Consider the following 26622-nt stretch of genomic DNA (forward strand, 5'->3'; position numbering starts at 1 on the left):
CAAGGGGATTCATTAAAAAAAGTAACGTTTTTTTTCTTTTTTCTCTGAACCCTTGTCGTTACAACAAAAAACGGAGCCAAAAGGCTCCGCTTATATAAGCCAATTTTCGTCGTAATTAGCTCACTTGAACAGGTTCAGATTTTTCTTCAACGCCTATTTCGTTTTCAGATTTAGCTACGATGGTGTTCACCGCAGTATCACCTACTACGTTTGAAGACGTACAGAACATATCATTGATACGGTCTACTGCCGCAATGATAGCCAAACCTTCAGGTGGAAGACCCAATTGGTGCAGTAATACACCAACCATAACTACGCCGCCACCAGGGACACCACCCGCACCGATAGATAGAAGCAGAATCGTTAGACCAAGAGTAAAGATATCAGCAGAGTTGATTGGCTGACCAAACGCATTGGCGACAAAGATTGTCGCAAGAGCAATGTAGATGGATACGCCAGACATGTTCATTGTCGCACCAAGTGGCACACCAAAACCGGCAACAGATCGAGAGACGTTTAACTTCTCGGTAAGTGTGCGCATGGTAACAGGGATAGTTGCGTTAGAACTTGCTGTCGAAAGTGAGAACAGAACTTGCTCGCGCGTTGCACGCATAAACTCTTTTGGAGAAATACCTGTAGCCAACCCTACGACGGTTGGATAGAAGAAGAAAATCCAGAACACCAACATAGCGACAACAAGGGCAACATATCCAGCCACTGACGCCAATGTATTTGCATCTAAAGTCGCGCCAAGTTGAATCATCAACGCGAATACACCGTATGGTGCAAGGCTCATGACCAAACCCACCAACTTCATCATGATCTCGTTTGCCATTTTGAAGGTGCGAATTGCAGGACCACCACGTGAATCCAGAGCCTGAATAGCAAGGCCTGTAAGGATTGCCATAAAGATGATTTGTAGCATGTCACCATTTGCAAACGCCTGTACAGGGTTGCTTGGCACGATGTTCACAACCAGAGAGAAGATGTCTGGTGTTTCTGTTGTCGTTAATTTCACTGCTTCAGAAACCGTACCAGCCAAATTTGCGTCAGCACCCGGCTGAACAATCATTCCGATAGTCAGTGCCGCAGTAATCGCAATGATGGTATTGAAAATGTACAAGGCAAAAGTTTTACCACCAAGGCGTCCAAAAGAAGTAATGTCTTTTAACTCAACAATACCGCAGACGATCGACACATAGACCAGTGGCACAACCAAAAGCTTGATAAGTGATACGAACATTCCACCAGCGCCCTCAGCCGCTCCCAAAACATAAGTATCCATAATGGTGATGCCATTGAATAAGTACTGAATGGCGGTACCTATCATTAGGCCGGCAAATAGACCTATAAAAATTTTTGTTGAAAGCGATTTATTCATCGTTTCACTCCAGTTGTTTATGCTTGCATATAGTATTTTGATAGTTATTTACTGCACTAACAAATGCAGAGGGCAGGAATAATACACACTGAATTCACAAATAAAAGGCACTATTAACAAAAATATCACAATGAACTTCACAAAATTTAATCTGATATTTTCCTTAAAAACCGAAACAAAAAACTAAATACAAACTAGGTCAGTAGGTTAACCCTATTCTCGATCAAGAAACAAACAACCTGTTTTTTGATGGAAATAAAGTCATTTAACCTTACAATAAAAAGGTCTTTCGTGCTTTTTTAGTATGAAATACCGAAACAAAACTAAAGCCAATCAGGACAATTCACAGCAGAATATAAAATTCGCAAAAATAGATAACTGGCGAGAGTTAAGTTGTTCAAGCATGCTTTGATTTCAAAAAAAAAGCGCAGCCTAATGGCTGCGCTTTTCTATTTCTATGTCTATCGATTAGAGACACACTATGTATATATCTCTGAAACCCAATAGAACGAACTAAAGGATATTATGCGTAAACAGGTAGACGCTTACAAATCTCAAGCACCTTCGCTTTAGTCGCTTCAATTACGGCTTCATCACCCATGTTGTCTAAGATGTCACACATCCAGCCAGCTAGGTTTTTCGCGTCTTCTTCAGTAAAGCCACGACGAGTAATTGAAGGCGTACCTACACGAACACCAGACGTAACGAACGGGCTACGTGGATCGTTTGGCACTGAGTTTTTATTTACTGTAATGTTTGCCGCACCAAGTGCTGCATCGGCATCTTTACCCGTGATGTCTTTGTTGATGAGATCAACTAGGAACAAATGGTTTTCTGTTGAACCCGAAACGATGTCGTAACCACGCTCTAGGAATTCTGCCACCATTGCTTTTGCATTCGCAACAACGCGTGCTTGGTACTCTTTGAACTCTGGCTCTAGTGCTTCTTTGAACGCTACCGCTTTACCCGCGATAACGTGCATTAGAGGACCACCTTGACCACCAGGGAATACTGCTGAGTTCAGCTTCTTGTAGAAGTCTTCACCTTCATTAGAAAGGATAAGACCACCACGTGGACCAGCCAGTGTTTTGTGCGTTGTTGTAGTAACAACGTGAGCATGTGGTACTGGGTTAGGGTAAACACCCGCTGCAATTAGACCAGCAACGTGAGCCATATCTACAAAGAAGTAAGCACCTACTTTGTCTGCAATTTCACGCATGCGCGCCCAATCACAAACTTGGGAATAAGCAGAGAAGCCACCGATGATCATTTTCGGTTTGTGCTCTACTACTAATGCTTCCATTTCGTCGTAGTTTATCTGACCAGCTTCATCGATACCGTAAGGGATAACGTTGTAGTGTTTACCTGAGAAGTTAACTGGAGAACCGTGAGTTAGGTGACCACCGTGCGCCAGGCTCATACCTAGAACCGTATCACCTGGGTTAAGAAGCGCCATGTACACAGCACTGTTTGCTTGAGAACCTGAGTGAGGCTGTACATTTGCGTAATCCGCACCAAATAGTTCACATGCGCGATCAATAGCCAATGCTTCAACTTTGTCTACGAACTCACAACCACCGTAGTAACGCTTGCCTGGGTAGCCTTCAGCGTACTTGTTTGTTAGCTGAGAACCTTGCGCTTCCATTACACGTGGGCTGGTGTAGTTTTCTGAAGCGATAAGCTCGATGTGCTCTTCCTGACGAAGAGTCTCTTCTTGGATTGCTGTAAATAGGTCCGCATCGTAATCAGCGATGTTCATATCACGCTTAAGCATCTGTATCTCCTGACTCAGATTTACTGAAAGTTTCAAAAAAACCACACAACGACCAAAAGCAAACGTTTTCGTCACCGTATTTGATGGGGTGCATTCTACATAATTTGATCTGCGTCATAAAGTGACTTTTGCAACTTTCTTTATGTAGATATTTCATGTTCCGTTTGAGTGTTCATCATAGTGGTGGTCTATATCGTTTCTCTAAACTATATCACTGTCAACTTAAAGGTTTACACCCTGTAAAATCAAAGATACATAAGTTAGAGGTAGAATTACCATTCAAGCTATCGAAAGTAGCAGTTTTTCACTAGTATTCCGCTCAATTTCGGTAAGTTAACATGTAATTTGATGGAAAAACACACAAGAAAAGAAGATTGGATCGCAATACTGACAGGCACATTTTTAGTCGCGCAGGGCGTATTCTTCTTACAGAATGCGACTTTACTGACGGGTGGAACCACAGGGTTAGCGCTTTTAATTAGCCAATTTGTGCCTTTTAGTTTCGGCGTTCTCTATTTCGCATCAAATATCCCATTCTATATTTTAGGCTGGAAACGCTTTGGCAAAAGATTCGCGCTGACCAGTTTAATTTCTGGTGCGCTTGTTTCTATATTCGCAGATAACCTGCACTGGCTGATTCAGATTTATAGCATTAACCCACTTTACTGCGCGATATCGGGCGGATTATTGATGGGACTAGGCATGCTGATCTTATTCCGACATCACACCAGCCTTGGTGGCTTTAATGTGCTTTGCTTGATTATTCAAGATAAGACTGGGTTCTCAGTTGGCAAAAGCCAGATGATCATTGATTGTGCGATTCTAATTGCATCATTCTTTTTCGTTTCGCTTGAAGTCATCGGCTTGTCTATTTTAGGGGCAATCGCGCTGAACTTAGTATTGGCTATGAACCATAAACCCACACGATACAGTGTAAGTAAGCGCTCAGTTCAACACTAATATCCCCAAGTGGGCTCATATTCTGCCCCACTTCATCGTCTAAGAGCTTGGAAAGGACTCGTCATTCCGCTGCGTTCTTTATTTTGAAGTGAGAAAGGCTTGAATTGAAACAGAATATGAGGCTCTGAATCCTGCATTTTGAGGTTACTTGGGGATATAAAAAAACAACGTCAGCAACAAAAAGCCGGGCAATCCAATTGCCCGGCTTTTTTATGCATTTATTTTAGCGCTAAATACTCTCAATGATAAAAACACGGCTTTCATAGGGTTCAAGAGATTGATTCGAACTCTGAACCAAACTCAACTGCTCAACGGTTTGATAATTTCCAAGCACGCCTTTTGCTTGCTTCATGTCGTAACGGCTCGGTAGAGTGATTTCGACCCGTTCTTCGTAGAAGTTGTTAATACAAATTAGCGTCTGAGAACCGTTGCTACGAGCGTAGGCAAAAACAGACGGATGATCCGGCATTAAATCTTGATAGTCTCCATCCGTTATCACGGGGAGTTCTTTGCGTAGATGAACGAGTGACTGATAAAAATAGAAGACTGAGCCTTTATCTTCGAACGCTGTCATTGCATTCACATCACGGTAATTTCTAGCAACATCAATCCATGGAGTCCCTTGGGTAAACCCTGCATGTTCAGAATCATCCCACTGCATAGGCGTTCTCGAGTTATCACGTGACTTGCTCGCTAAAATACGAAGCATGTCGTCGGAGCTCCCCCCTTTCTGATTCACCATGATGTCATACATATTCGTGCTTTCGACATCTCGGTATTGGTCTATTGAATCAAAATGAGGGTTTGTCATACCGATTTCTTCACCTTGATAGATATATGGTGTGCCTTGCATGAAGTGTACGGAAGCGGCGAGCATTTTGGCTGACTCGACTCGGTATTGCTCATCATTACCCAACCGACTCACGATGCGGGGTTGATCGTGATTACACCAAAATAGAGCGCCCCACCCCTTTCCGTTTAGGCCTTGCTGCCAGTGGTTAAAGATGGATTTCAATTGAAGAAAATCAAACGGAGCAAGCCCCCACTTCTCACCGTTCGGATAATCCACTTTAAGATGATGAAAGTTAAACACCATGGATAGTTCTTTACCATCCATCGAAGAATATTTCTGGCAATGCTCTAGCGTCGTTGAAGACATTTCCCCTACGGTGACGCTGCCATATTTTTGAAATACCGTCTGGCTGATTTCTTGTAGATATTCATGTACGCGAGGTCCGTCAGTGTAAAATCGACGGCCATCCCCCACATCATCAGATGGGAAATCTTGCTGTTTAGAAATAAGATTAATGACATCCAAACGGAACCCATCAACGCCTTTTTCTGCCCAATACTCTATTATCGCTTTGACTTCTTCACGAACTTGCGGGTTTTCCCAATTCAGATCAGCCTGCTCTTTAGCAAATAAGTGCAGATAATATTGGTTAGTGGAGCCATCAAGCTCCCACGCTGAACCACCAAACTTGGATTCCCAGTTATTAGGGACATCACCATTGAGTGGGTCTCGCCAAATATAGTAGTCGCGGTATGGGCTATTCTTATCACCCAAAGCTGATTGGAACCAAGCATGCTCTGTCGACGTATGGTTAACGACGATATCCATGATTATACGAATCCCTTGGCGATGTGCCGCGGCAATCAATTCATCAAAATCCGCCATAGTGCCGAAATCAGGGTTAATGGCAAAGTAATCCGAAATGTCATAACCATTGTCGACCATCGGAGAACAGTAAACAGGCGTTAACCAAATAGCGTCAATGCCCAGAGCTTTCAAATACTCTAACTTTGAAATGATCCCCTGAATGTCTCCAGTGCCAGAACTTCCGCTGTCACAAAAACTTTTTGGATAGATTTGGTAAATAGACGCTTTGCGCCACCAGTCGTTATGAATAGTCATTGTTTCGTTCTCAGAGTAAAGCGCAGGCAGCCAACAAGGGGGAAGAGAGCAGGCTGCCTGCTGTATGTTATGCGGCTGCTGTTTCTAAATTGCCTTTATGTTGAGCGCGCTTATAGAAGAAGAGAGTCAACATCGCAGGTACAAAAATCGCAACTAGCATGGCGATGCTGAATATAGTCCAGTATTGAGGCTGTATAGAGAGAATACCTGGCAGGCCACCGACTCCAATGCCGTTTGCCATCACACCCGCACTACCACATATTGCCGCCGCAATAGCAGAGCCGGCCATGGCACTTAGCATTGGGAATTTGTATTTGAGGTTGATACCGTACATCGCAGGCTCCGTTACACCAAGATAGGCGGAAATGGCAGCAGGAACAGAGATATCTCGCTCACCTTCTTTACGGCTGATAATGATGATACCGACGACGGCAGAAGCCTGTGCAATATTAGACAATGCGATTAGTGGCCAAATTGGCGTACCACCCAACTCTTGCATTAACTGTAAATCAACAGCATTGGTTGTGTGGTGAACACCGGTGATCACTAACGGTGCGTAAAGGAATCCAAACACGGTGGCACCAATAATGGCAAAGTCACCCGTCATTGCCGCTTTAGCCGCAAACGCGACACCATCGCCCAGTAAACGTCCGAAAGGACCGATCAACGAGTGAGCAAGGATCACAGACAACAAAATAGACACAAATGGCACCACAACAAGGTATAGGTATCCCGGTACAATTCGCTTGAGGTTTGTCTCTATAAACGCCAGCGCTACACCCGCCAGCATTGCAGGTATTACTTGTGCCTGATAACCCACTTTTTCAATCACAAACAATCCAAAGTCCCATACTTCGGGCACTTCTTTACCGATTAAATAAGCGTTCATAAGTTGAGGTGAAACTAACGTCACACCTAATGTAATACCCAATATTGGTGTGCCACCCAGCTTCTTCACCGTAGCCCAACATACGCCGACGGGTAGGAAGAAGAAAATCGCTTCACCAATTAGCCATAGAAACGAATGGACGGTCGCCCAAAACTGACTGATTTGCGTCAGTGTTTGGCCATCGAACATCTTGATATCGCCTATAACGTTGCGAAAACCAAGAATCAAACCACCCGTAATGATCGCCGGTAGAAGGGGAACAAAAATTTCGGCTAGGTGGGAGATGCTGCGCTCTAAGATATTCATATTCTGACGAGCAGCTAGCTTGGACTCGTCTTTGCTAGCGCTGCTTTTCCCTGACAGTTCAAGTAAAAGCTTATAGACGTCGTCCACTTCATTGCCAATCACGACTTGAAATTGACCAGCATTTGTAAAACAACCGCGAACGATAGAAATGCTCTCTAGCCTTTTCACATCCGCTGTATCGGTATCATTTAGTACAAAGCGCAATCGAGTTAGACAATGGCTTACACTCGCAATGTTATCGCTTCCCCCTACAAGTTCGAGGATTTTGGCGACATCTTTCTTCGCTACCTTACTCATAACTGTTCACCCTATTTGAATTCACGTTCTATTTTATTTCTTTTGGGACCGTTCCCAATTGTTATTATTCATATTGACATCACTAATAATAAATCAAAATGGGAACAGTCCCATTAATTGAACATGATCACATTAAAAATGTAGTGATAAATAGAAAAAGAAGTACTGAATTTTTATTCTTATTAAATTACAACGAGTTGAAAAATTGTACGCTAACTGGGAAGAGAAGGGGTTAGAGTGACGTGAGTCACCTCCGATTGATTCTGCAGTTGGTCGACCAGCAGGTTAGCGGCTTTTCTTCCAGCTTCCGCATACCCTGGGTCAATACTCTGTGTGTTTGGGAACAAAAATGAAAGTAAAGCGTTCCCACCAACCCCAAATACAGTTACGTCAGTTTTACCGAGCTCTTGAAGCCTTTTATTGACGCCTAATGCAATTGAATCACTGGCACACACAATGGCATCGGTTTTTGTACCCAATACCGTATCGACTAAGTGATAACCGCTTTCATGACTCAGTGCACCCGTCGTGTAATTAGGCGTTAACGCATGGCTTTCACACCACCGAATGTAAGCTTGCGTACGCAAACGGCCCGTTGTCACATCCGTATCATCCACACCAATAAAGGCAATGTGTGTTTTGTTCTGTTGGCTAAGTTGATTCAAGGCCATCTCGATGACGGATTGATTGTTGTAATTCACAGAAGATATTTCAGAAGAATCCGACGCAATGACTACCGCTCTATGCCCCCAAGATTCCAGTTCGTACATATCGCAATCTGAAAAACCAAACACAATTACACCATCAACATTTCGACGCTTTAAAACAGCGAGGTGCTCATTGGTCTTTTCACAGTCAAATTGGCTTTCCATGATCACGACATCGTACCCAGCGGCATACAACGTTTTTAAAAGCAGGCTGACGACAAGGTTCTCTGAGGGAGAATCCAAACGAGAAATAATCACTCCGATGACTTTCTGACTGCCTCCTCTCATTGATTGAGCAGACTTAGACGGAACATAACCAGATTCAGAAATGATTTGCTCTACCTTTTTACGGGTATCTGGTTTTACTTTTGGATCGTTCGTTAAAACACGAGAAACCGTCGATTTACCGACCCCTGCTAATCGAGCGATATCCAAAATAGTGAGCTTCTTACTCATAGGATTTCAAATTTACTTGTCGTAGTGATAAAGGAATATTGCCGAAGTTTGGCATCGAATTGCAATATTCCCTCATAGAAAGAGTGAGATAAATACTTAAAACAAGGTATTTTTAGACGATAGCGATGTCTTTTTAGGCGTATTTTGATTGCACATTTGCATCGGAACATTAGGCAAAGACAGACTGGCTTGGGTCCCTTTCATCCAGAAAACATACCCCATACGACGATTCTCAAATTTCTCACCAGAAGCACTCGGCACGCGATCCATGAGAAAGCGCTCATTGTTTATTTCCAATTGCAGCTCATACTCATTAATAGGGTGTGTCCATATTTCTAAGTCTTCGCCACATATATATGCGTTATTAACCGAAGTGCTTGAGCTAGAACTGCAGCCAGTGACCACCAACCCCGTGCTCACCAACAGTGCACTCACACTTATAAATTTTTTCAACATGGAACGAGCTAGCTCTTAAGGTAGGCAGGGACATCTTTGATGCTGTCTAATACGACTGACGCCAAAGACTCTCCTTTCTCGGTAACAGGTTTCCCAGTGCGGACAAGAACTCGTGTTCCAACACCTGCCGATTGAGCGGCCATCATATCTTCCGCTTTGTCACCCACCATAACGGAATTTTCCATGTCTATTTTTAAGAAATCACGGGCAGAAATAAACATACCGGGCTTGGGTTTTCGGCATTCACAATCTTGCTTGTAATCCCCGATACCATGTTCAGAGTGATGCGGACAATAATAAAAGCCATCAAAATCAACGCCATTATCAACGAAATTCCAATCCATCCACTGAGTAAGAGAAAGAAAGCGATCTTCGCTAAACATCCCTCGCGCTATTCCGGATTGATTCGTAACAAGTACCAGTAGGTAACCCATGTCTTGAAGTTGCTTTGTTGCTTCAAATACACCGTCTATGTATTCAAAACTATGTTCATCATGCACGTAACCGTGGTCTACGTTGATCACACCATCACGGTCAAGAAAAACGGCAGGTTTAGCCAAAATCGAATCCTCAATGCACTCTTAATCAGAACAAATTATTACATGCTTTATAGCACTTCGCACTATGCAATTACTTTTTAGCCTCGATGGGGGAATAAGCGGCAAAAATGCTCGCGAGCGTATGCATACCCTTGCTTTAAGCAAAAATCACCCATTATCTGTAAAGCTATATAGACGTCTAGACGTAAAAATACCTATTGACTTAAAAAACAGAAAGCCATAGCATCGACTGAAAATTTAGAGCAAGTTCAAAATATTATTCTGTTCACTCTATTCGCTTTTCAGTTTATTCCGCACGGTTGTTTATATGATTGAAATTAATCAAGTAAATAAGGTTTTCTATCAAGGCAGTAAGGAGATCAACGCCTTAATAGACATCAACCTATCTATTCCCCAAGGCGCAATCTTTGGCGTCATTGGATCTTCCGGTGCAGGGAAAAGCACACTGATTCGTTGCGTTAACATGTTAGAAGCACCAACGTCTGGCGAAGTTATCGTAGATGGTGTCGACTTAACAAAGCTTTCTAAGTCTGAGCTTGGAAAAGCGCGCCGTAACATCGGCATGATATTTCAGCACTTTAATCTACTATCTTCCCGTACGGTATTTGAAAATATCGCTCTTCCTCTAGAACTTGCGAGCGCAGACAAATCAAAAATCGAAAGTAAAGTCACCGAACTTTTGGCACTGGTTGGGCTAAGCGACAAACGTGACACCTACCCAGCGAACCTAAGCGGTGGACAAAAGCAGCGTGTTGCGATTGCTCGTGCATTGGCATCGGACCCAAAAGTTTTATTGTGTGATGAAGCGACCAGCGCACTGGACCCAGCGACAACTCAGTCGATTCTTGAGCTGCTGAAAAAAATCAACCGACAGCTCAATATCACCATTCTGCTGATTACACATGAAATGGATGTGGTTAAAAGTATCTGTCATGAAGTTGCCATTATTGGTGATGGAAAACTGGTTGAGAAAGGCACCGTTGGCGAAATATTTGCTCACCCTAAAACTGAATTAGCACACAATTTCATTCGCTCCACTTTGGATCTTTCCATTCCTGAAGATTACCAAGTTCGGTTGAAGTCAGAACGTGTCGAAGGTAGCTACCCGTTGGTTCGCTTAGAGTTTACGGGCGCAAGCACCGACGCACCTCTGATGACGCAAATCGCTCGAAACTACGGTATTGATGTGAGTATTTTAAGCTCCGACTTGGATTATGCTGGCGGCGTGAAATTCGGAATGATGGTCGCGGAGCTCTTTGGCGACGAAGAAAGCGAAAAAGCAGCGCTCGATTTTATCCGCGAACACAAAGTTAAAGTAGAGGTACTTGGTTATGTCCTTTAAGTCAGTAACAGAGTGGCTAAGCCTAAATGGCGATCTTTTGCTGGGTGCAACGTGGGAAACCCTATACATGGTCGCGGTTGCGGGCATCGTTGGGTTCGCTGTGGGTATCCCATTAGGTGTTATTTTACACACCACTAAGAAAGGTGGCTTACTGGAAAATATCGCTTTAAATAATGTTCTAGGTGCGATTGTGAACATCGGTCGCTCTGTACCATTTTTGGTTCTAATGGTTGCCATTATCCCTGTCACCAAATTACTTGTTGGTACATTTATCGGCACCACGGCAGCAATTGTACCGTTAACGATTGGTGCTATCCCATTTGTTGCTCGCCTGATTGAAGGTGCACTACTCGAAGTGCCAAGTGGTCTTGTTGAAGCCGCGCAATCTATGGGAGCAACACCAACCCAAATTATTACAAAAGTACTGCTTCCAGAAGCTCTACCTACCATCGTGAACTCCGTAACCATCACCATGGTTACATTAGTGAGCTATTCGGCAATGGCTGGCACCGTGGGCGGCGGCGGTTTAGGGGATGTCGCGATTCGTTACGGCTTCCACCGATACGATGTTGTGATTATGGCTGTTACCGTCGTGATGCTTATCGTACTGGTACAAATCATTCAATCAATCGGTGACGCGCTGGTACGCCGCGTTGACCACAGATAACTCAATTTTTAACGTTAACAGTTAATAAATAAAGAATTTTTGGATTTAGAATTAAGGAGAATACAATGAAATATAACCTTAAAAGCCTTTTGGCCATCGCAGCAGCAGCGTCTGCATTAGTACTAACAGGCTGTGGCGAGAAAGAAGTCGACACAAGCAAAATCAAAGTTGGCGTAATGGCAGGTGCAGAAGCACAAGTTGCTGAAGTGGCTGCAAAAGTAGCGAAAGAGAAATACAACCTAGATGTAGAGTTAGTGACGTTTACCGATTACGTAACACCAAACGCAGCACTCGATGACCAATCTATCGACATTAACGCATTCCAGCACAAGCCATACCTTGATCAGCAAGTAACGGATCGTGGTTACAAACTGACTATCGCTGGTAACACGTTTGTTTACCCTATCGCGGGTTACTCTAAGCAAGTAACGTCGGTTGATCAGATTCAAGAAGGCGCTCGTATTGCTGTTCCTAATGACCCAACAAACCTTGGTCGCTCTCTACTTCTTCTAGAACAACAAGGTCTTCTTACTCTACGTGAAGGTGTTGGTCTACTAGCAACTGTACGCGATATCGTTGCGAACCCGAAAAACATCACTATCGTTGAACTGGATGCCGCTCAACTTCCACGCTCTTTGGACGACGTAGCGCTGTCTATCATTAACACGACTTACGCAAGCAGCATCGACCTAACGCCTGAAAAAGACGGTGTATTCGTTGAAGACAAAGACTCTCCATACGTAAACCTGATTGTTGCACGTGAAGAAAACCTAGCAGCAGAAAACGTACAAAACTTTGTTAAAGCATACCAAACAGACGAAGTTTACAACGCGGCAATGGACATCTTCAAAGGCGGTGTAGTGAAAGGCTGGTAATTATACCGTTTCACACATTTCTTTAGATTTATCTCGTTCATTAAAAAGGCTAACTTCGGTTAGCCTTTTTCATTTCCTGATTTTCAGAACATCCAGTTCTTAACCTTAGATACTAATAGGTCATAGAGAACCAGATCATAAGAGACATCAGATCATAAGAGACATCAGATCATAAGAGACATCAGATCATCAGAGGCATCACCACCTCGGCGGTATCAACAACCGACTCTGCGTATTCTGGATATTGTTCCAGCAAGGTGTTAACCAAAACATCAACCAACAATAACGCTCCTACTTTAGAAGCAAAGGCTCCCCCCGTTAGCGGCCCTTCTGGTCTTGCTGCAATAAGCGATTCTGTCGATATCGATGACAGCGCACTGTGCGTAATGTTGGTAAGAGAAATAACGGGAGTATCGCGTTGATGTGCTTGCCTAACCGCATGGACAACTTCTTTGGTTGATCCCGAACTCGAAATCGCAAACCAGAGATCGCCTTGAGTGCTTCGAACGGCGTTCATTGCCGCTAAATGGGTATCTTCGAACATGGTGACTTTCTTGCCGATTCGCAATAATCTGAACGCCAAGTAACGCCCCACAATGCTTGATGCTCCAACCCCAACGCAACTGATGTATTGAGATTCATGAACCAGATTACACACTCTTTTCAGCGCTTTTCGGTCAATAATTTGGGCGGTATCTTGCAAGCTTGCCACTGCGCTTTGGGCTGAGATATGGCAAATATCGCCTTCCATCTCGACCTGTTTCTCTCGCGGATTCTGGCTAAGATCCACCGCCAACGCCATCCTAAAGTCTGAATAGCCTTTGTAACCCATATCACGACATAGCCTCACCACTGTCGCTTCACTGGTTTGAGAATTGCGCGCTAAATCTGTGATGGTTTGAAACTGGACATCATGAGCATTATCCAAGACATAATCCGCCACTAAACGTAGTTTCTTACTCAATGGTTCAGTGTTCGCTCGAAGACGAACGAGTAAATTTTTGGGTAGACTCACAATGCTCTCTTTTTCGTTGGTGACGGCGTGGATAAAGGTATCAGACTCATCTCGTCAAATACAGTAATAGCAAGTCTATACTCGAACAACCTCAATATGAACGCGTCAAACATTCCATAACTCGCGTTTTATGTGATTTTGACAGGGGCAAAAATGGTTCTCGACACTGACCATAGTCGATCCCTAACTCTCCCATGGCAAACTTGATGCTCTGATATAACCCTGCCTCTAACAGCACTTCAGTAACCCGATTGACTTGATGCTGTAAATCCATGGCTTTTTCCGTGTCTCCTTGCTTCATCGCTTCAAAAATCGCCACATACTTAGCGGCCATCAAATTATACGTCGTTCCTATGCCACCACTTGCCCCCATTTGTAGACCATTAACCAACATAGAGTCTTCACCATGAAAGATGAGGCTATTCGGCTGAAGTTGCCTTAGCCTTTCGATGAAAAACATATCGTGTGTGGTGTGCTTTATGCCAATCACGTTATCCATGGCAGATAAATTCAAGAGCGTCTGATGGGTAAATGTTACGCCCGTGGTTCCAGGAATGTTGTACAGCAATAACGGAACATCTGTGTAATCGAGAATAGACTGATAGTAATAGGTCACTTCTTGGGGGGTGAAGCCGTAATAAAAAGGCGGTGTTGCAGAGATCACTTGATACCCTTCATTTTGCGCGGTATCGATCAGTAAACGTACGTCGGTTAACGCAATTGCCCCAACATGAGCAATCAGCGGCACTCGATTATTGACAATATGCGCGACCGTTTTCAACACTCTTTGTCGTTCTAAAATACTCATCATAAAACACTCAGAAGAGCTGCCACCAATGTAAAAACCGTGTACCCCCTGCGAAATATGATGCTCAACCATGCCTTCAAGCTTGTCGTATTCCAACTCCCCTATTGAGCTAAAGGGGGTCATGAGCGGAATAAAGATGCCTTCCATAGGTTTGTGTTTCGTCATCTGTTCGCCCTCATTCATACCGCATCCAAAAAGCCAGCATGGCGAAGCTTGAATAGCACATCTTGCTTCTGCGCTTTCGTTAGCGCTCTAATCGGCGATCGCGGGTTCCCAACATCAATCCCGTGCAGCTGCATAGCAACTTTTCCTGCTGCTACGCCCCCGTATTCCACCAGAACACGAATAATCGCAATCACAGCATCCATTAACCGAGCCACCTCTTGGTGATCGCCTTTGTGGAAAGCGTCAATGATCTTCAGGTATAACGGCGCCGCATAGTTGTAGGTACTGCCAACCGCCCCAACCGCACCGACTGCTAACCCCGCCGGTAAAAATTCATCCACACCAAAGGGCACATCAAACTTCCCATCCGCAACGCGAATGCATCTCTGGTAGTCATAGAGATCGGAATGATTGAATTTTGCACCGGATAGATTGGGAATTCGCTTGCTTCCTTCAATGAGAAACTGCTCTAAGTCGACATTCACGCCGGACATTCCCGAATGGTAATAATAAAACCCTTTTGATGGTGCAGCGCTCGCCACTTGAGCGCAGTAGTCAACCAACTCATCAACGTTAGCTGGCTTGAAAAAACACGGACCAATTACAGAAGTGGCGAGTACATCTAACGTGTCGGCATGACGAGTTAGATCTAATGTATCGACGATGCTCAGCGCACCAGTGTGGACAATAATATCCAATTTGCCGCGGCAAGCCTCAACCCAGCGCTCAGCAATTAGCTTGCGTTCTTCGACTGAACAATGAACCCCTTCTCCTGTTGTGCCGCAAATATATGCCCCAGACACACCCTGCTCTATCAGCAGTTCAGCAATTTGATCGATAACCTCCAGATTCACCTGACTGTTTAGGTCGAAAGGTGTATGGGGTGCAGCAATCAATCCGGTTAATTTTTTCATTTTGAATGCGTCCTAATTATTGTCCGTAGTTGAGAAACAACTCTGGAAGGAACAGAGTGATTTGAGGAAAGACCACCACGAGAATCAACACAATAAAGAGCGGTACCAGCAAGGGAATAACTCCTCGGGTTAAGGTGTGGAATGGGATATCACCCACTCGAGATACAACATAAAGCGCCATTCCCATTGGTGGCGTTAATATCCCGATCATCAAATTGAGGATCGCCATCACGCCAAAATGAACGGGGTCAATTCCTACCGCACTGGCCACAGGCACCAAAAACGGAACCAGTAGCAGAAGAAGGGCTAACGATTCAATAAATGTACCGAGGAAAAGCAAGAGCAGATTAATCAGAAGTAGCAGAACCAAAGGATTTTCGCTGATGGTAAGGAAGTATTCAGCCAGCATTTGAGGCAATTGCTCCCGCGCCACAATCCAACCAAATACCGTTACCCCCATCACCATCAAGGCAACCACCGCTGTTGTGTTTATGGTGTCTTTTAGAGCATCAATAAACCCACTAATGGTGAGCTGCTTATATACAACCGTACCCAAAAAAAGAGCATATAAAGACGAAACAACAGCCGCTTCTGTTGGCGTGAACTTACCGGAAAAAATGCCTCCAATGATGATCACTGGCGTCAGCAAAGACAAAAATGCTTCTTTGAATGAGGTGAGCTGAGCTTTGCGCGAGGCTTTGGGTAGCGTCATGTAGCCGCGCTTTTTACAGATGAAGTAACTCATCACCATCAGCGCGATACAACAAAGAAGACCTGGAATGGCACCAGCCAAAAACAGCGCACCAATTGACGTGTTTGAGACGACACCGTAAATCACCAATGGGATAGAAGGAGGAACTAAAGGACCAATAATGCACGAAGCCGCCGTTAACCCACCAGCAAAGTCATCATCATACTTGGCGTCTCGCATTGATTTTATCTCGAGCTGACCAAGCCCTCCGGCATCAGCAAGCGCAGAACCCGACATGCCTGAGAACAACAAACTCGCCATAATATTCACATGCCCAAGGCTACCCGTCACATGCCCGACCATGGATTTTGCAAAGTTAAAAATACGTTCGGTAATGCCTGCACTGTTCATTAAATGCCCTGTTAGAACAAAAAAAGGCACCGCTAAAAGTGTGAAATTATTAATGCCGCCCAGCATTTGCTGCGCCGCAAAATTGATACCTGGGCTACTGGTGACAACCAGAAAAACCAAAGCAACAAAAATGAGTGAAAAACCCACTGGCATACCTGCAAATAACAGCGCTAACCAGCCAAAAATTGAAGTTGCCATGCTATCCCCTTATTTGCTTTCAGCGTTTACTGAACGGTGAGTGTGGCGAAAATCAGTCACTAGACCGACCATCTTTTGCAGTTGGCGAACGACCATAAACAGTCCCCCTAGGGGCAAGCTGTAATTCATCCATTTGCTTGAGATCTCCAGCGTGATCAATTCAAAAAACGCCGTTCGCTGAACGTGTTGATAGCCAAGGTAGATAATGGCAAAAATGGAAAGGAGTACTGCCAACTCAAGAGAAAGCACCAAAATCAGGCGGACCTTCTCGGGCAGTTTGTCTGAAAAGAACGTAATGTTAACGTGAGTGCTGCTTTTAATGGCGATAGCACATCCAATCAGTGCCATGTACATAAACAACACTCTCGCCAGTTCTTCGCTCCATAAAGAAGGATCATCTAATAACCAACGTGTCCCGATTTGCCAAGTGAGCACAACCAGTAAAACGAGCATCAGTGGTACCGTGATGATTTCTTCAATATTTCTTGTGATCTTTTGTAGCATTTGCGGCTCCATGGCTGGCAGATACAACGTGCCAGCCAGACTGTCTAAAAACACTTACATTGCAGCAAGTTGCTTCACAATAGGTTGACCCACTTTCTCTTCAAACTCGGCGTACAAAGGTTGCATCGCCTCGCGGAACGGTGAAAGCTCTGGGTAAGTCACGTTCACACCTTTCGATTCAAAGAAAGAAACCAATTCAGACTCTTGCTTTTTCACGGAAGCGGTATGCGCTTCTCCTGCTTTAGCAACAGCATCCGAAACGATTTTTTGCTGATCGCTAGACAGCTTCTGCCACGTATTTTCAGAAATGATGACCATTTGGTCGTTCACGATATGGTTGGTGAGGGCTAGATTTTCTTGTACCTCATAAAACTTCATCGTCTTGATGGTTGGTAACGGGTTTTCTTGCCCGTCTACTGCGTTGGTTTGCAACGCAAGGTACACTTCTGAAAACGCCATTGGTGTTGGTGAAGCGCCAGACAACTTAGCGTAATTCAAGTTAGGTTTTGCATTCGGCACACGCAGCTTTAACCCTTTAAAATCGCTGATCGACTTTAATGGTCGATTAGAGGTTGTTTGTCGAGTGCCGTTGTACCATGTATCCAGCGCTCGCCATTGGAACTTCGTCAGCATTTCTTGTCGAATTCCCTGACCAAACTCCGAATCAAACATACGACGAAGGTGCTCATAATCTTTTGCTACGTACGGGAGGGTGACCGCTTCCGCTCTTGGTATCCAAAGCCCCATGCGTCCAAATTCTGCATAGGTGATATCCAGATCACCAAGTGACAATTGCTGTAACATCGCACGGTCGTCGCCAAGTTGTGCACTCGGGTACAACGTAATCTTCAACTCGCCTTTACTCATTTCTTCGATTGTATCGGCTAAAAGCTTGGCCGATGTGTATTCAACAGAACCAACAGACGCCTGCATTCCCATTTTCAATGTAGTCGCCGCTTGGGCTGATAGAGCACATCCAAGTGCCAGCATTGCCAAGGTCAATTTATTGATGGCTTTCATCGCTTTTCCTTTTTGTTTGTGCCGCTGCATTTTCATGCTTACGACATTTTGAAAAAAATCTCTTTTTTAGTTGAAAAAAATATTCACCAAGAATTATTATAACAATGAAGATTATTTTCAAAGTGTCATTTAACAAAATGTGAGAGCGAGCAAAATTTCACCAAACCTGCTCGTTTTTAACCAAGCTGAATGAATAAGCAACAAGTCACGTTTGAGTATCGCGTCTCAGTTCCATAGCGGCTTTTAACTTGATTTCATGGCAAACTTTATTGAGGTCATTGTGAAGAACATTGAAAAAGGCAATCGCATTCGAGCGTTACTGCAAGGGCAAACCGTCGTCTCTATACAACCCGTAGTGGGAAGCCCAATGGACAACTCCCACATCATTTCCACTATGGCTTTATCTGTGCAACAAGCAGGAGCTAAAGCGCTTCGCATCGAAGGGATAGAGAACGTTGCCGCCGTATCCAAAGTTGTGAGCATTCCTATAATTGGAATAGTGAAAAGAGATTTAACGGATAGCCAGGTGCGTATTACACCATTTTTGTCAGACGTAGAATCATTAGCCAATGCAGGCGCTACCGTCATTGCATTCGATGCGACAAACCGACCTCGCCCAGAAAGCCGGGAAAAGATCTTCGAAGCCATAAAAAATGCGGGCTGTATTGCCATGGCAGATTGCTCCTGCTTTGAGGATGGTCTTTGGGCACACAACCACCATGTTGATATCGTAGGAACCACCTTATCGGGATACGTAGAAGGAGAAGTGCCCAATGAGCCAGATTTGCAACTCGTCAAACAGTTTTCGAAAGCAGGATTCTTTACGATGGCAGAAGGGCGCTATAACACTCCGGAGCTCGCAGCAAAGGCTATAGAACACGGCGCTGTCGCCGTAACGGTGGGGTCCGCTTTAACCCGGTTAGAGGTCGTGACGCGCTGGTTTAATTCCGCCACTCAAGCAGTAGGAGCACAATCATGAAAGTACTGGCCATCGATATTGGAGGAACAAAGATAGCGCTCGGATTGGTCGACCTTTCTACGTCATCCCTGATTGAACGAACACAAATTCCAACGCCAGAAGCACAATCAGCAGAACAGTTTGCCCAACATATTCTTCAGCACTGCCAGGGTTGGCTTCCTCAAGTAAATAAAATAGGCATTTCCACAACGGGGTGGGTAAGCCATGCAGGGATAACCTCAATCAATCCAGATACCCTCTCTTTTCCTGCTCCATTTCCCTTGCATCGCGCCCTAGAGGCTTTGTGCAATAAGCCCGTATCCATGCTTAACGATGCTCAGGCAGCAGCATGGTACGAGTACTTGCAGTTGGATTCTCCCATTCTGAATATTGCTTACGTTACCGTTTCAACAGGGGTGGGCGGAGGCTTGGTCTTGAATGGAAAGCTCCATAAAGGTGCCAACAACTTTGCAGGGCATATCGGTCACACCGTGGTCGACATCAATGGTGCACCATGCGGGTGTGGTCAAACTGGGTGTGTCGAAGCCATCGCCTCTGGAAAAGCGATTCAGCGGCAAGTCAAAAAAAGCATTCAGCCAGAGCTGGGCAAAGACGTCAGTAACGTTGAACTCTTTAAAATCGCACCGCGGAACCCACATGCGCAGGCCATCATCGATAAAAGTGCAAAAGCGGTTGCAACACTTTGTCTTAACCTAAAAGCCAGCTTAGATCTGGATGCCATTATAATTGGAGGCGGTATTGGGCTCGCGAGTGGTTATCTCGCTGCCGTCGCAAAATATGTTCAGCAATCCCCTCCTCCGTTTCACGTTTCCCTTTATAGCGCCAAGGGTGATTACGATGCTTGTTTACTGGGCGCTGCGTTTCAATTTATGGAGTAAGGATACTTTATGACTCTACAAGCCATTTCAGCAAAAAGGATTTTTGATGGTGAGCGCTTCCATTTGAACTCAGCTATCCTTTGGCAAGATAATGAAATATTGGGTGTTATCCACCAAGAATCCATTCCTAAAGATGCTCAAATCCATGACTATCACAATTGTACACTCGCCCCAGGTTTTGTAGATATACAAGTCAATGGTGGGGGTGGTGTCATGTTCAACCAAGATACCGATATAGAAGGCATACAAACTATTTGCCGTGCACACCGAAAACACGGTACAGCCTATCTTCTCCCTACCTTGATCAGTGATAGCAAGGAGAAAATGGAACACGCTCTTATTGCAACCGAAGCTGCGATTCGCGACAAAATTGCAGGTGTTCTGGGTGTTCACTTAGAAGGACCTTGGCTTAACCCAGAAAAAAAAGGCGCACACGACGACAAACACTTTTACGCTCCTTCGATCTCGGAACTTGAAGCCATGCCTTGGCTCAGCTCTGGTGCTACCTTGGTTACGCTCGCCCCTGAGATGGTGACCACTGAAGTATTGAGTTGGCTCTCTGAAAAGAAAGTTATCGTTTCTTGTGGTCATAGCAATGCTATTCAAGCTCAGCTACATAGTGAAAAAATTCGCTATGTAAATGGATTTACGCATTTGTACAACGCCATGTCTCCATTGGAAGGCAGAGAGCCAGGTGTTGTTGGAACGGCACTTCTTAATGACAACACTTGGTGCTCCATAATTACAGACGGTATTCATGTTTCAGAAAACAGCACACTATTGGCTCACCGTAGTAAACCAGCCGGAAAACTCTTCATCGTCACAGATGCCATGGCAACAGTAGGCAGCCAAAAGGACACCTTTGTTCTAAATGATGAAACAGTACGAGTCGTCGATGGAAAACTGGTGAATACTCAAGGCAGTTTAGCGGGCGCACACATTGGTATGGATCAGTCGGTCGCCAATGTCATCCAATGGGGAGTTCCGGAAGAAGAAGCGCTAAAAATGGCATCGACATACGCAGCCAAAGCGATGCAGCAAGATACACTTGGATATCTTGCAAAAGGGTTTCGTGCAGCCATTACCATTTTGGATGATGAGTATGCGAGCCAAGGGGTCGTCGTGGACGGAAAACTGTATCCGCAGTAAACCTTGTACTCCATTACTCCCCATCTTTTCCGAAAACTCTCAAAGGCGCGAATATTGTACTTTTCGCGCCTTTTATATTCGAAATCACGCCATATCGCTACTTAGTGATTACCTTCTTTATAAAAAAGCGATACTATTCTCCTGCGTTGAAACACAAAGACGCATCCCCAAGTAATCTCCAGATTCGACTATCTGTGAGGATACTAGGGTGTAACAACATTATTCTCAGGGCGGGGCGAAATTCCCCACCGGCGGTATACCAGATATTCTGGTGAGCCCGCGAGCGCTTGCAGTCGCTTGATTGCAAGGTCAGCAGATCTGGTGAAAACCCAGAGCCGACGGTCATAGTCCGGATGGGAGAGGATGATAAAAACACAGTGAAACCACTTCCTATTGGAGCTGGTGAGTACTCTGTGGGTTTTACTTTGGCTTGTATTTAGATCATGGGTAGCTTTTTGCCTACCATGATCCACAAGCCCCCTTCATATTATGCCCTGATTCTGGTAAATTTTTTTACGGAGTACTACCATGAATCAGAACCAAACTTCATTGCTAGAACAATTTGGCACACCCATTGAGCGTGTAGAAAACGCCCTCGAAGCATTGCGACAAGGACGCGGTATTCTATTGCTTGATGACGAAGATCGTGAAAACGAAGGCGATCTCATCTATTCAACGGATCATTTAACAAATGAACAAATGGCGCTCATGATTCGCGAATGCAGCGGAATTGTTTGTTTGTGTGTGTCTGATGAACACGCCAATCAATTAGAACTGCCTCCGATGGTGGAAGCTAACGACAGCAAAAACCAAACAGCCTTTACGGTTTCTATCGAAGCAAAAGAAGGCGTAACCACTGGCGTCTCTGCTGCCGACCGTGTCACCACCATAAAAACCGCCGCTCGTTTAGATGCAAAAGCCAGCGATCTCGCAAGACCTGGCCACGTTTTTCCATTACGTGCACGTCAAGGTGGTGTTATGACTCGTCGCGGTCATACAGAAGGTACAATCGATCTGATGCAAATGGCGGGGCTTTCCCCTTTTGGAATTTTGTGTGAAGTCGCAAACCCTGATGGTTCAATGGCGAAAACACCCGAAATCGTGGCGTTTGGCAAATTGCACAATATGCCTGTTCTGACTATTGAAGATATGGTCAGCTATCGCATTATGATGGAAGAAAAATCCGCATAAGAGCTTATTTATAAAAAAGCAATAACAAAAATCTGTCTTATAAAACCTATAGTCACAAAAGCTTTGGTTATAAAAACCATAATCACAAGAACTGTAGTCATAAACCTATGATCTTAAAAAAGGAGCCGAGGCTCCTTTTTCATTTGGTTGAGGGTTAATTTAACCTTCAGCCGATTGCTGCGCTTTCATCTCATTCAGCTGCTTTTCAAGCTCAATAATACGTAATTCTGCTTCCAGCTCTGCCGCCCTTCTTTCAGCGTCAGAACGCGTGTCTTGCGATACACCATCTGCCATTACTTGGTTGCGATCAGCACTGCGTGAGTCTTCTAAATCTTTCATCGAACCACTCACACCACCTGCAACGCCACCCGCAATCGCACCTTTTGCCGCTAACTCAGGCGATCCAAGAAGTAAACCTGCCGTTGCACCAAGTAACGCACCGCCAACGGTACCGCGATTACGTGCTGCATTTTCATCGTCGGCACTAAACTCTGGTGACGCACATCCTGTAAGACCAACCAATGTTATTCCGATCAACACAGTTTTTAACGCTTTGATAGATTTCAGTGATGTTTTCATAGGTAATGCTCTGTAATAACTAAGTCTGGAGCCATCATACCTTCACGTTATATTTATGATCCAATACACGTTTCTTATTTTGTTCATAAGCAATTATTATTATCAGGATTGTTTGCAAATTGAACAAGATCACAAATTCAGCGATTGAAGAAAATCATAGATCAATCACTAATTATTTGATTTTATTTAATTAAAACAAAATCCCTCCATTTTCCATCTCAATCATGTTTCTTTTTTGTTAATTTCAATCTTGTCAATTACTGGTCTAGTGGTAATGTTTCCGTACCAGTAGACCAAGAATCATACAGAATCTAACCGTAAGGAAACGTTATGCCTACCTCTTTGCCCACTGTTGCTATTTCTTTAGGCGATCCCTCTGGCATTGGTGCTGAACTGATAGCCAAATTATTCAGCCAAAATGGTATTACGTCACAAGCCAATATCGTACTCATAGGTGACCAATGGCTATGGGATCATGGCCAAAAGATTGCTCAAACTAAAATCGAGCTGAAAACGATTGAGTCTCTATCTGACGCACGTCAGTACAGTGGATCGGGTGAGATTCTTTTTGTTCCGGTGCATTCCGTTAGTCAGCAAGAAGTGAAGGTAGGATTTGCAAGTGCCGCCGGAGGTAGTTCGGTATTAAACATATTAGATCAATGCCTAGATGCGGTAGTCGCCCACCATATTGATGCCATCTGTTTTGCGCCCCTGAATAAACAAGCGATGATTCTCTCTGGATTGCCTTTTGAGGATGAACTCCACTACTTTGCCGACAAGCTAGGTGTCGATTCCTTTTTCTGCGAATTTAATACGCTTGGCAATCTGTGGACTTCAAGAATCTCATCTCATGTGCCACTGAAAGATGTGGTCAGCATCCTGAGTGAAGAACGAATCATCGAGGCCAGCAAGCTCATCTATAAGGCATTAAAAGCCGCAGATATTGAATCCCCCAGAGTCGCGGTTGCAGCACTTAACCCACATGCTGGTGATGGTGGTGTTTGCGGTACAGAAGAAATCGACATCATTGAGCCGGCCGTAAACAAACTCAACAGCTTAGGTTACCCCGTTTTAGGTCCTTACCCTGCCGACACCATTTTTCTCAAAGCTCGAGACGGCGATCTCGATGCCATTGTCACCATGTATCACGACCAAGGGCAGATCGCCATCAAGCTTCTCGGGTTTGAAAAGGGCGTAACGGTTCAAGGAGGGTTGCCAGTCCCGATTACCACCCCAGCTCATGGCACTGCTTATGACATTGCAGGAACTAACCAAGCCAATGTGAGCGCCACGATTCAAGCCTTCAATATTGCTTGCCGTATGGGCACCAACTATCGCAAACAAGCTCAATAACAGGAGACGTTTCAATGAAAATAACCAAAGTTCAAGCCCGTGTATTTGAGTGGAATGGACACACCGTAGAGCCCCAAAACAACTTTTGCTCCAATGCAATGGGTGAGTTATGGGATCGTGGCGATTCGATGGGGACATTCCGCTTTCACGGCTGGACTGTCGTTGAAGTGTTTACCGATGACGGATTGGTAGGTATTGGAAACGTTGCGTTAGCACCAAGAATTGCCAAACAAATCATCGACCAATATTTAGCACCAATCGTGATAGGGCAAGACCCATTTGATTATGAATATCTCTGGCAAAGAATGTATCGCTCAACACTGGCATGGGGACGTAAAGGCATTGGCATGGCGGCGATTTCAGCCATTGATATCGCGCTTTGGGATTTGATGGGAAAAGCCACAAACAAGCCTGTATTCAAACTGCTTGGTGGGCGCACAAAAGAAACGATCCCTTGTTATGCCTCTAAGCTTTATCGCACGGATCTGGATGAAATGCAGCGCGAAGCGCAATCCTATCTAGACCAAGGATTTTCAGCCATGAAAATGCGATTTGGTTATGGTCCTAAGGATGGACCGCAGGGCGTAAGAAAAAACCTCGACAGTGTAGCGGCAATTAGAGAAGTCATCGGTGAAGACATCGACTTAATGCTGGAATGCTACATGGGTTGGAACTTGGAATACGCCAAGCGTATTTTACCTAAATTGGAACAGTACCAGCCACGTTGGCTAGAAGAACCGGTAATCGCCGACGATATTGATGGCTATGCTGAACTCAATCAACTCACCAGTATTCCTATCTCCGGTGGCGAGCACGAATTTACCAGTTACGGCTTTCGTCAATTACTCGAAAAACGCGCGGTGTCAGTCATTCAATACGATACCAACCGAGTGGGTGGAATCACCGCGGCTCATAAAATCAACGCAATAGCCGAGTCTTTTGGTGTTCCTGTGATCCCTCATGCTGGGCAAATGCATAACTACCACCTCACGATGTCGACCCTTGCCTCTCCAATGTCGGAGTATTTCCCCGTCCATGACGTAGAGATAGGCAACGAGTTGTTTTACTACATCTTTGAAGGGGACCCATCACCCGTTAATGGCCATATCGAACTTGATGAAAACACACCGGGGTTAGGGCTGAGTATCAGCAAAAAACACCTCAAACAATTCAACGTGATTGAGTGAGGACGCCATGAGAATCATACAGTTTGTACAAAATAGCCAGATCAAAGTGGCACTCGTCGAATCCTACGATCAGGTTCGTGTGTTAAATGCCTCTGGCGGAACATACCAACTAGTGATGGAGGCTATTAATACAGAGAAATCTTTAGCTCAGGTTATCGGTGAAAAATACACCAACGAAAGGCTGGATTACCAAGCCATCATTGATAACCAAATGCTGCTTCCTCCGATTACCCACGATGATCCTTCTCGTTGGTTAGTCACAGGAACGGGGTTAACCCATCTCGGCAGTGCAGATGCCAGAGCGGAAATGCACGCCAAACTCGCGGGTGACGAAGAGCTCTCCGATTCAATGAAAATGTTTCAGCTGGGCGTAGAAGGCGGAAAACCAAACATTGGTGAAGTAGGTGCGCAGCCGGAATGGTTTTATAAAGGCGACGGTCAATGTGTCGTTGCCCCTGAACAACCTATCACTATGCCGAATTTTGCTGAAGATGGCGGTGAAGAGCCTGAGCTCACGGCGTTATATGTCATAGGCAGCGATGGCACTCCTTATCGCGTGGGTTTTGCTATCGGTAACGAATTTTCTGACCACGTAACCGAGCACTTCAATTATTTATGGCTGGCGCATTCCAAATTGCGTTCATGCAGTTATGGACCAGAGCTGCTGATAGGCGACTTACCCGAGCACTTAGAAGGCACGAGCGCTATTCAACGTGAAGACAAATTACTGTGGAGTAAGTCCTTCTTAACGGGCGAAGCCAACATGGCACATACCATCAGTAACTTAGAGCACCATCACTTCAAATATGACCAATTCAGGCGTCCAGGAGATTTGCACGTGCACTACATGGGCACAGCCACACTCAGTTTTGCGGATAAGGTGAAAACACAAGTAGGCGATCGATTTGAAATAACGATCCCCGCCTTTGGTCGCTCCTTGCGAAATACGTTGGTTCAAGCGTCTCCAGAATCGGTTCAAGTTAAAGCGCTATAGG

The 26622-nt window shown here is 44.7% G+C and carries 25 protein-coding genes and 1 riboswitch; of the genes, 11 read left to right on the plus strand and 14 right to left on the minus strand.

Translation table 11 applies throughout. The annotated features are described in order from the left end of the window. Positions 1–115: 115 nt before the first annotated feature. Both LDO37_RS14495 and glyA read right to left on the minus strand, forming a co-directional pair. A complete protein-coding gene (locus tag LDO37_RS14495) occupies positions 116–1381 on the minus strand; it encodes a dicarboxylate/amino acid:cation symporter (protein ID WP_126605951.1) in 1266 nt (421 codons plus the stop codon). 523 nt (positions 1382–1904) lie between these two features. Beyond that, a complete protein-coding gene (gene glyA / locus LDO37_RS14500; RefSeq protein ID WP_126605950.1) occupies positions 1905–3155 on the minus strand; it encodes a serine hydroxymethyltransferase in 1251 nt (416 codons plus the stop codon). Between the two features lie 348 nt (positions 3156–3503). On the opposite strand from glyA, the gene LDO37_RS14505 reads away from it, so the two are divergent. After that, positions 3504–4115, plus strand: a complete 612-nt coding sequence (locus LDO37_RS14505) for a YitT family protein (protein ID WP_126605949.1) — start codon at positions 3504–3506, stop codon at positions 4113–4115. 229 nt (positions 4116–4344) lie between these two features. On the opposite strand, the gene treC is transcribed toward LDO37_RS14505, so the two are convergent. From treC to gmhB, 5 genes are all read right to left on the minus strand, one after another. After that, positions 4345–6030 (minus strand): alpha,alpha-phosphotrehalase, encoded by a 1686-nt coding sequence (gene treC / locus LDO37_RS14510; protein WP_126605948.1) that lies wholly within the window; start codon positions 6028–6030, stop codon positions 4345–4347. 67 nt (positions 6031–6097) lie between these two features. Continuing rightward, positions 6098–7522: a PTS trehalose transporter subunit IIBC gene (gene treB, locus LDO37_RS14515; protein ID WP_126605947.1), complete on the minus strand. Its 1425-nt coding sequence runs from the start codon at positions 7520–7522 to the stop codon at positions 6098–6100. A 212-nt stretch (positions 7523–7734) separates the two neighbouring features. Next, a complete protein-coding gene (gene treR / locus LDO37_RS14520) occupies positions 7735–8685 on the minus strand; it encodes a trehalose operon repressor TreR (protein ID WP_126605946.1) in 951 nt (316 codons plus the stop codon). A 96-nt stretch (positions 8686–8781) separates the two neighbouring features. After that, on the minus strand, positions 8782–9141 hold the full coding sequence (locus tag LDO37_RS14525) for an MliC family protein (protein ID WP_126605945.1): 360 nt from the start codon (positions 9139–9141) through the stop codon (positions 8782–8784). An 8-nt stretch (positions 9142–9149) separates the two neighbouring features. Then, on the minus strand, positions 9150–9701 hold the full coding sequence (gmhB, locus tag LDO37_RS14530; protein ID WP_101110780.1) for a D-glycero-beta-D-manno-heptose 1,7-bisphosphate 7-phosphatase: 552 nt from the start codon (positions 9699–9701) through the stop codon (positions 9150–9152). A 307-nt stretch (positions 9702–10008) separates the two neighbouring features. Here gmhB and metN point away from each other — a divergent pair, with 307 nt between their 5' ends. The 3 genes from metN (at position 10009) to metQ (ending at position 12585) form a co-directional block, all read left to right on the plus strand. Continuing rightward, on the plus strand, positions 10009–11043 hold the full coding sequence (gene metN, locus LDO37_RS14535) for a methionine ABC transporter ATP-binding protein MetN (RefSeq protein WP_126605944.1): 1035 nt from the start codon (positions 10009–10011) through the stop codon (positions 11041–11043). Then, on the plus strand, positions 11033–11710 hold the full coding sequence (locus LDO37_RS14540; RefSeq protein ID WP_101110782.1) for a methionine ABC transporter permease: 678 nt from the start codon (positions 11033–11035) through the stop codon (positions 11708–11710). The genes metN and LDO37_RS14540 overlap by 11 nt, the downstream gene beginning before the upstream one ends. A gap of 65 nt (positions 11711–11775) precedes the next feature. Further along, a complete protein-coding gene (metQ, locus tag LDO37_RS14545; protein WP_101110783.1) occupies positions 11776–12585 on the plus strand; it encodes a methionine ABC transporter substrate-binding lipoprotein MetQ in 810 nt (269 codons plus the stop codon). Positions 12586–12766: 181 nt separating this feature from the next. Here the strand turns inward: metQ and LDO37_RS14550 are convergent, their stop codons facing one another. From LDO37_RS14550 to LDO37_RS14575, 6 genes are all read right to left on the minus strand, one after another. After that, positions 12767–13600: a MurR/RpiR family transcriptional regulator gene (locus LDO37_RS14550; protein ID WP_126605943.1), complete on the minus strand. Its 834-nt coding sequence runs from the start codon at positions 13598–13600 to the stop codon at positions 12767–12769. A gap of 91 nt (positions 13601–13691) precedes the next feature. Continuing rightward, a complete protein-coding gene (locus LDO37_RS14555) occupies positions 13692–14573 on the minus strand; it encodes an N-acetylneuraminate lyase (protein WP_224055250.1) in 882 nt (293 codons plus the stop codon). A 14-nt stretch (positions 14574–14587) separates the two neighbouring features. Continuing rightward, positions 14588–15487: a dihydrodipicolinate synthase family protein gene (locus LDO37_RS14560; protein WP_126605942.1), complete on the minus strand. Its 900-nt coding sequence runs from the start codon at positions 15485–15487 to the stop codon at positions 14588–14590. Between the two features lie 16 nt (positions 15488–15503). Then, on the minus strand, positions 15504–16787 hold the full coding sequence (locus LDO37_RS14565; RefSeq protein ID WP_126605941.1) for a TRAP transporter large permease: 1284 nt from the start codon (positions 16785–16787) through the stop codon (positions 15504–15506). A 9-nt stretch (positions 16788–16796) separates the two neighbouring features. Next, complete coding sequence (locus tag LDO37_RS14570) at positions 16797–17291, minus strand: TRAP transporter small permease (RefSeq protein WP_126605940.1); 495 nt, start codon at positions 17289–17291, stop codon at positions 16797–16799. Between the two features lie 54 nt (positions 17292–17345). Next, a complete protein-coding gene (locus tag LDO37_RS14575) occupies positions 17346–18311 on the minus strand; it encodes a sialic acid TRAP transporter substrate-binding protein SiaP (protein ID WP_126605987.1) in 966 nt (321 codons plus the stop codon). A gap of 256 nt (positions 18312–18567) precedes the next feature. Between LDO37_RS14575 and LDO37_RS14580 the strand changes: the two genes are divergently transcribed. The 4 genes from LDO37_RS14580 (at position 18568) to ribB (ending at position 22508) form a co-directional block, all read left to right on the plus strand. Beyond that, positions 18568–19290 carry a putative N-acetylmannosamine-6-phosphate 2-epimerase gene (locus LDO37_RS14580; protein ID WP_126608088.1) on the plus strand — a complete coding sequence of 241 codons (723 nt, stop codon included), beginning with the start codon at positions 18568–18570 and terminating at the stop codon, positions 19288–19290. Beyond that, positions 19287–20168: an N-acetylmannosamine kinase gene (locus LDO37_RS14585; protein WP_126608087.1), complete on the plus strand. Its 882-nt coding sequence runs from the start codon at positions 19287–19289 to the stop codon at positions 20166–20168. The genes LDO37_RS14580 and LDO37_RS14585 overlap by 4 nt, the downstream gene beginning before the upstream one ends. 9 nt (positions 20169–20177) lie before the next feature. Then, a complete protein-coding gene (gene nagA, locus LDO37_RS14590) occupies positions 20178–21317 on the plus strand; it encodes an N-acetylglucosamine-6-phosphate deacetylase (protein WP_126608086.1) in 1140 nt (379 codons plus the stop codon). Between the two features lie 217 nt (positions 21318–21534). Beyond that, a riboswitch (FMN riboswitch) is annotated at positions 21535–21686 on the plus strand. 159 nt (positions 21687–21845) lie between these two features. Then, positions 21846–22508: a 3,4-dihydroxy-2-butanone-4-phosphate synthase gene (gene ribB, locus LDO37_RS14595; RefSeq protein WP_101110792.1), complete on the plus strand. Its 663-nt coding sequence runs from the start codon at positions 21846–21848 to the stop codon at positions 22506–22508. A 159-nt stretch (positions 22509–22667) separates the two neighbouring features. Here the strand turns inward: ribB and LDO37_RS14600 are convergent, their stop codons facing one another. Continuing rightward, entirely contained in the window at positions 22668–23087 is a 420-nt protein-coding gene (locus tag LDO37_RS14600) for a glycine zipper family protein (protein ID WP_126608085.1), read from the minus strand. 330 nt (positions 23088–23417) lie between these two features. Between LDO37_RS14600 and LDO37_RS14605 the strand changes: the two genes are divergently transcribed. From LDO37_RS14605 to araD1, 3 genes are read left to right on the plus strand one after another with little or no spacing between them, the layout of a single operon-like run. Continuing rightward, entirely contained in the window at positions 23418–24440 is a 1023-nt protein-coding gene (locus tag LDO37_RS14605) for a 4-hydroxythreonine-4-phosphate dehydrogenase PdxA (RefSeq protein ID WP_126608084.1), read from the plus strand. 14 nt (positions 24441–24454) lie between these two features. Further along, the gene (locus LDO37_RS14610) at positions 24455–25627 is read left to right on the plus strand and encodes an L-rhamnonate dehydratase (protein WP_126608083.1); all 1173 of its coding nucleotides are present in this window, start codon (positions 24455–24457) and stop codon (positions 25625–25627) included. Between the two features lie 7 nt (positions 25628–25634). After that, positions 25635–26621 carry an AraD1 family protein gene (gene araD1 / locus LDO37_RS14615; RefSeq protein ID WP_126608082.1) on the plus strand — a complete coding sequence of 329 codons (987 nt, stop codon included), beginning with the start codon at positions 25635–25637 and terminating at the stop codon, positions 26619–26621. Position 26622: the final 1 nt, after the last annotated feature.

Source organism: Vibrio penaeicida, assembly GCF_019977755.1.
Lineage (GTDB): Bacteria > Pseudomonadota > Gammaproteobacteria > Enterobacterales > Vibrionaceae > Vibrio > Vibrio penaeicida.